2 protein-coding genes are annotated in these 1,502 nt (G+C 61.4%); both read left to right on the plus strand.

Features of this window, described 5'->3' with window-relative positions; all coding sequences use genetic code 11:
* The coding region (locus EN932_RS35885; protein WP_128369513.1) for an oxidoreductase at positions 1-687 on the plus strand (687 nt) is incomplete at its 5' end.
* Positions 688-752: 65 nt separating this feature from the next.
* A partial coding sequence (locus EN932_RS35890) for an NADP-dependent oxidoreductase (protein WP_164890844.1) occupies positions 753-1,502 on the plus strand: 750 nt, incomplete at its 3' end.

A 1,502-nucleotide genomic window follows, 5' to 3' on the forward strand; every position in this document is an offset into this window, starting at 1 on the left:
GATCCGGACGGGGTGACCATGCTGATCTGCGACGTGACCGACAGTGAGGCCGTTGCCGCACTCGTTTCGACGGTGCTCTCGCAGACCGGCCGGATCGACCTCTTGGTCAATAATGCCGGGGTCGGCCAGCTTGGAGGCGCCGAGGAATTCTCGATTGCCCAGGTGCAGGCTCTGTTCGACGTCAATCTGTTCGGCGTCATCCGCATGACCAATGCGGTGCTGCCGTCGATGCGGCAGCGTGGCGAGGGGCACATCATCAATATCGGCTCTGTGCTGGGACTGGTGCCGGCGCCGTATTCAGCGCATTATTCGGCGGTCAAGCACGCGCTTGAGGGCTATTCGGAATCGCTCGACCACGAGGTTCGCGCCTTCAATATCCGCGTTTCGGTCATCGAGCCGGCATTCGTTCGTACTGTCTTCGACCAGAACGGGATCCAGCCGGATTCGCCGTTGCAGGAATACGATCAAGCCCGAGCTACGCTGGAAGCGCTGCTTCGCGACGTGATGCCTGTCGCCGACCGGCCGGAAGTGGTGGCGCAAGTGGTCGTCAAGGCAGCGACCGATGCCCGTCCGCAACGGCGCTACACCGCCGGCAAGGCTGCGCGCCAGGTCAGCCTGCTGCGTCGCTTTGCTCCCGCTGGGATATTCGACAAGAGCCTGCGGAAACAATTCCGCCTGCCCGTTTGAACGCAGCGAGCAGAGGATTTCACGCACATGCGACACACCAAAATCACTCTCAGAAAGTCACTGCCATGAAGGCATTCGTCGTCGACAAGTACAGCAAGAACGGCACTCTGCGGCTAGCCGAAATGCCGGAGCCGAAACTCGGGGACAGCGATGTCCTGGTCGAGGTCCACGCAGCGGCGGTGAACCTGCTCGATTCCAAGGTCAAAACCGGAGAGTTCAAGCTGATCCTGCCCTATCGCCGGCCCTTCATCCTGGGTCACGACGTGGCCGGGAGGGTTGTGCGCGTGGGATCGAAAGTCCGCAAATTCAAACTCGGCGACGACGTCTATGCGCGGCCGCGCGATGGCCGGATCGGAACGTTCGCCGAGTTCATAGCCATGGATGAAGCCGACGTGGCCCTGAAACCCGGGAACCTCAGCATGGAGGAGGCGGCCTCGATCCCGCTGGTCGGCCTGACCGCCTGGCAGGCGCTCGTCGAAAGGGCCAAGCTGAAGAAGGGACAGAAGGTCTTCATTCAAGCTGGTTCCGGCGGCGTGGGGACATTCGCCATCCAACTGGCAAAGCATCTCGGCGCGACCATTGCGACCACCGCCAGCGCGGCGAGTGCCGGTCTGGTCAAGGGGCTCGGCGCCGATATCGTCGTCGACTACAGGAAAGACGATTTCGAGAAAGTCCTTTCGGGCTACGACGTCGTCTTGAACAGCCAGGACGCCAAGACACTTGAAAAATCACTGAATGTGCTGAAACCGGGTGGCAAGCTCATCTCCATCTCCGGCCCACCGGATCCCGACTTCGCCAGGGAGAAGGGACTGAAC

The organism is Mesorhizobium sp. M7A.F.Ca.US.002.01.1.1, assembly GCF_004022955.1.
In the GTDB taxonomy this organism is placed as follows: Bacteria; Pseudomonadota; Alphaproteobacteria; order Rhizobiales; family Rhizobiaceae; genus Mesorhizobium; species Mesorhizobium ciceri.